This is a genomic window from Actinophytocola sp. (assembly GCF_045807065.1).
GTDB lineage: Bacteria > Actinomycetota > Actinomycetes > Mycobacteriales > Pseudonocardiaceae > Actinophytocola.
This window is the reverse complement of the sequence record NZ_JBJMIE010000133.1, coordinates 1-5,027: the sequence shown is the minus strand read 5'-3', so window position 1 is coordinate 5,027 and position 5,027 is coordinate 1. Positions and strand designations below refer to the sequence as shown.

3 protein-coding genes are annotated in these 5,027 nt (G+C 70.9%); 2 read left to right on the top strand and 1 reads right to left on the bottom strand.

All coding sequences use genetic code 11. From position 1 onward, the window contains the following. Positions 1-1,777 (top strand): accessory Sec system translocase SecA2 (gene secA2, locus ACJ73U_RS07750; protein WP_407776848.1); only part of this gene is annotated, 1,777 nt, incomplete at its 5' end. Position 1,778: 1 nt separating this feature from the next. On the opposite strand, the gene ACJ73U_RS07745 is transcribed toward secA2, so the two are convergent. Beyond that, positions 1,779-3,053 (bottom strand): ABC transporter substrate-binding protein, encoded by a 1,275-nt coding sequence (locus ACJ73U_RS07745; protein WP_407776849.1) that lies wholly within the window; start codon positions 3,051-3,053, stop codon positions 1,779-1,781. 148 nt (positions 3,054-3,201) lie between these two features. On the opposite strand from ACJ73U_RS07745, the gene ACJ73U_RS07740 reads away from it, so the two are divergent. After that, the gene (locus ACJ73U_RS07740; protein ID WP_407776847.1) at positions 3,202-4,920 is read left to right on the top strand and encodes an NAD+ synthase; all 1,719 of its coding nucleotides are present in this window, start codon (positions 3,202-3,204) and stop codon (positions 4,918-4,920) included. Positions 4,921-5,027: the final 107 nt, after the last annotated feature.

The window sequence follows — 5,027 nt, the reverse complement described above, 5'->3', positions numbered from 1 at the left end:
GTGCACCACGGTCGACGACATGGTCGGCCGGGACCCGGACGTGGTGATCGTCGACGAGGCCGACTCGGTGCTGATCGACGAGGCCAAGGTGCCGCTGGTGCTGGCCGGGTCGAGTGACGAGGGCCAGTCCGACCCCGAGGTCGCCAAGATCGTCCGCGCGCTCAAGCCGGGCCAGCACTACGAGAAGGACGAGGACGGCCGCAACGCGTGGCTCACCACCCGCGGCGCGAAGGTCGTCGAGAAGGCGCTGGGCGGCGTCGACCTGTACTCCGGTGAGCACAGCGACCGGCTGGCCGCGGTGAACGCCGCGCTGCACGCGCACGCGCTGCTGGAGCGGGACGTCGACTACATCGTCCGCGACGGCAAGGTCCACCTGATCAACAGCTCGCGCGGCCGCATCGCGCTGCGCCAGCGCTGGCCGGACGGCCTGCAGGCCGCGGTCGAGGCCAAGGAGAGGCTGCGGCCGACCGAGAGCGGCGAGGTGCTCGACTCGATCAGCGTGCAGGGCCTGATCAGCCGGTACCTGACGGTGTGCGGCATGACCGGCACGGCGGTGGCGGTGGCCGAGCAGCTGCGGGAGTTCTACGAGCTGCGCGTCGCGGTCATCCCGCCGAACAGGCCGTGCGTGCGCGAGGACGAGCCGGACCGGCTGTACGACACGGTCGAGAACAAGGAGAACGCGATCGTCCGGGAGATCGCGGAGGTCCACCGGACCGGACGGCCGATCCTGATCGGCACGCGGGACGTCGCGGAGTCGGAGCGCCTGGCGAAGATGCTCGCGGACGCCGACGTCGAGTGCGTGGTGCTGAACGCGAAGAACGACGCGCAGGAGGCCGCGATCGTGGCCGAGGCCGGCGCGTACGACGCGGTCACCGTGTCCACGCAGATGGCCGGCCGCGGCACCGACATCCGGCTGGGTGGCCGGCGGAGCGGCGACGCCGAGGCGCACGACAAGGTCGCCGACCTGGGCGGACTCCTGGTGATCGGCACCGGCCGGTACCCGTCGAGCCGGCTCGACGACCAGTTGCGCGGCCGGTCCGGGCGGCAGGGCGACCCCGGCGGGTCGATCATGTTCGCGTCGCTGAACGACGACCAGGTGGTCCAGTACGCGCCGGACGCGACCGCGGGCGCCGAACCGGACTCCGACGAGGACCCCGGGCGGCTCCTGGACGCGACGACCAAGCGGTTCATCGACCACGCGCAGAAGGTGTCCGAGGGCGTCCAGCTGGAGATCCACCGCAACACCTGGCGTTACACGCGGCTGATCGAGCACCAGCGGAAGGTGCTGCTGGAGTACCGCGACGAGCTGCTGACCACCGACCTCGCCGCCACCACGCTGGCGTCGCAGGCCGAGGAGCGGTGGGAGGAGCTGACCGAGCGGATCGACGACGAGAAGGTCCTGGAGGAGGCGGCGCGGCAGATCATGCTGTACCACCTCGACCAGCGCTGGACCGAGCACCTGGCGTTCCTGGCGGACGTGCGGGAGACGATCCACCTGCGGGCGCTCGCCAAGGAGACGCCGATCGACGAGTTCCACCGGACCGCGATCCCCGAGTTCCGCAAGATCCAGGACGAGATCTCCGAGCGGTCGGTGGAAACGCTGGAGTCGGCCGAGATCGGCCCGGACGGCGTGGACCTGGCCGCCGACGGGCTGCGCAGGCCGTCGGCGACCTGGACGTACATGGTGCACGACAACCCGTTCGACACCGACGCGGAGCAGGCGCTGCAGCGGGTCCGCGCGATGATCAAGAAGGTGCGGGGCACGTCGCGGCGATAGCTCAGTTGACCGACCTGGCCTTGTCCACCGCCTGCTGCCACCCGGCGTCGGGCGGTGTGCCCTGCTCCACCGCCTGCAGCGCGGGCCACACGGCCTCGGTCTGGACCCGGCTGTCGCGCGGGGCTCGGTACGGGGCCACGGTCACCTTGCCGGCCAGGTCCGCGTAGCGCCGGCCGGTCTCCTTGGTGGCGAAGTAGGGGTCGGTGGTCCCGCGCAGCTCGCTCGACCGCAGCGCGCCCACCCGGCTCGGGAACGAGCCCGTGGTCCGGAACAGCCGCACCTGCTGCTCCGGCGCGGTCAGCCAGGCGGCGAACGCGGCGGCCTGCGCGGCGGCGTGCGACTGCCTGGGCACGGCGAGGTAGCTGCCGCCCCAGTTGGCGCCGCCCCCCGGAAAGGTGTCGGCGACGGCCCACTTGCCCGCGTTCTCCGGTCCGGCGTTCGTCTTGATCAGCGCCAGCATCCAGTACGGCGCCGGCGCGGTGGCGAACGCGGCGGCGCGGAACCCGTTGAACCACTCCGCGCTGAACGGCGCGAGCCTGGCCGACTGCCCGCGCCCGACCGCCCCGGTCACGGCGTCCCAGCTGGCCTTGATGTCCGCGTTGTTCTCGATGATCAGGTTGTCGTCCCGGTCGTAGTAGCCGGTGTCCAGCTGGTTCTGCCTGGCGGTGAACACCTCCGCGGCCGAGTCGAACCACGGCTTGCCGGTCGCCCGCACGTACTGGTCGCCCGCCGCGAGGTAGGAGTCCCAGCTCCGGAACAGGTTCCCGACCTGAGCGGGGTCGGTGGGCAGGCCCGCCGCCGCGAACAGGTCGGTGCGGTAGGCCATGCCGAGGGGACCGCTGTCCATGCCGTAGCCGAACCAGGTGCCGTCCTTCCCCAGCCCGCCCTCGTACTTCCAGTCCGGCCACTGCTTCGGGTCGACGTCCGCCGGCCCCACCTCGGCGAGATCGGCGAACAGGTCGGGCTGGTCGAACAGCGTCGCCCGGTACTCCTCGCCGACGACGACCACGTCCGGCGCCTGACCGGCGGCCAGCATGGTGTGCAGCTTCGCGTAGTACGCGTCGGGCTGGACCTTCTGCAGCTCGATGGTGACGCCCCTGTGCTGGCTCTGGTACTCGGTCAGCAGGTCCTCGTAGCCGTCGCCGACGGAGGTCATGAAGGAGATGCGGACCGGTCCGCCCGGTTGGCCGACCCGCGTGGCCCGCGGGTCCGCGACCGGGGTGCCGTCGACGGCCGTGCTGCAGGCCGACGCGAGGACCACGGTCAGAACCATCATCAACACGCGCCGCATCTTCGCGCCCCTGTCCTCGGTGTGCGGGACACCGTAGTCCGTGCGACGGTCGTGGAGAGGCGGTTCCGGGATATCTCGTGAGTCCACCCACGATTTTTCGCCTCATAGACGAAAACCGTTCTAGGATGGTCGCATGCCACAGCTACGGATCGCGCTCGCCCAGGTCAACGCCACGGTCGGGGACCTGGAGGGGAACGCCTCGCTGATCGCCTCGTGGACCGAGCGTGCGCATGAGGCGGGCGCTCACCTGGTCGTGTTCCCCGAGATGGTGCTGACCGGCTACCCCGTGGAGGACCTCGCGCTGCGGGAGTCGTTCGCGTCGGCGTCGCGTGCCGCCCTCGGTGAGCTGGCGGTCCGGCTGGAGGCCGCCGGGCACGGCTCCGTGGCCGCGGTCGTCAGCTACCTGGACCGGGACGAGGTGGGGCCGCGGGACGCCGTGGCGGTGCTGTACGAGGGCCGGATCGCCGCGACGCAGTTCAAGCACCACCTGCCGAACTACGGCGTGTTCGACGAGCGGCGGCTGTTCATGCCGGGGCGGACGCTCGACATCGTGCGGTTGCACGGGCTCGAGGTCGGCATGGTCATCTGCGAGGACATCTGGCAGGACGGCGGACCGATCACCGCGCTGGGCGCGGCCGGGGTGGACCTGGTGGTGTCGCCGAACGCCTCGCCGTACGAGCGGAAGAAGGACGACGTGCGGGAGCCGCTGGTGGCGCGGCGTGCCGCGGAGGTCAGGGCGCCGCTGGTGTACGTGAACATGGTCGGCGGCCAGGACGACCTGGTGTTCGACGGGGACTCGATGGTGGTGTCCCCTTCCGGTTCGGTTCTGACCCGGTTGCCGCAGTTCGTCGAGCACCTGACCGTTCTCGACCTGGACCTTCCGGCTGACGCCGCTACCGAATCGGGTGAGTTCGAGGGCTTCTCGGTGCGGCGCGTGACGTTGTCGGATGCTCCCCTGCCGCCGTACCCCGCTGTGGAGACGCCGGCGCCGGTCCAGCCGCTGTCGGAGTGCGAGGAGATCTGGCGGGCGCTGACGCTCGGGCTGTGCGACTACGTGCGGAAGAACGGGTTCTCCTCGGTCGTGCTGGGCCTGTCGGGCGGGATCGACTCGGCGGTGTGCGCGGCGCTGGCGGTGGACGCGCTGGGGGCGTCGAACGTCCACGGGGTGTCGCTGCCGTCGGTGTACTCGTCGTCGCACTCGAAGGACGACGCGGCGGACCTCGCGTCGCGGACGGGGCTGCACTACCAGGTGCAGGCGATCGCGGACATGGTCGCGGTGTTCGTGTCGCAGCTGGGGTTGACCGGGCTCGCCGAGGAGAACGTGCAGGCCAGGTGCCGCGGCGTGACCCTGATGGGGTTGTCGAACCAGCACGGTCACCTGGTGCTGGCGACCGGCAACAAGACCGAGCTGGCCGTGGGCTACTCGACCATCTACGGCGACGCGGTCGGCGGGTTCGCGCCGATCAAGGACGTGCCGAAGACGCTGGTGTGGGAGCTGGCGCGGTGGCGGAACGCGGTGGCGGCCGAGCGCGGTGAGACCCCGCCGATCCCGGAGAACTCGATCTCGAAGCCGCCGTCGGCGGAGCTGCGGCCGGGCCAGGTGGACACGGACTCGCTGCCGGACTACGAACTGCTCGACGCCGTGCTGGACGACTACATCGAGGGCGACCGGGGCTATGAGGACCTGATCGCGGCGGGCTTCACGCCGGAGCTGATCGACAAGGTGCTGCGGATGGTGGACCGCGCCGAGTACAAGCGCCGCCAGTACCCGCCGGGCACCAAGATCACCTTCAAGGCCTTCGGCCGCGACCGCCGCCTCCCGATGACGAACGGATGGCGCGAGGGCAAGTAGGCGCTTCCGGTACCCGTGGAGTACCGCTGGCGAAACGGTCGCGTCGGCGTGTGAAGCTCGTCGCAGGGGGCTGTCTGGTGGTCCGGTCGGTGTCACATTGGACCGGT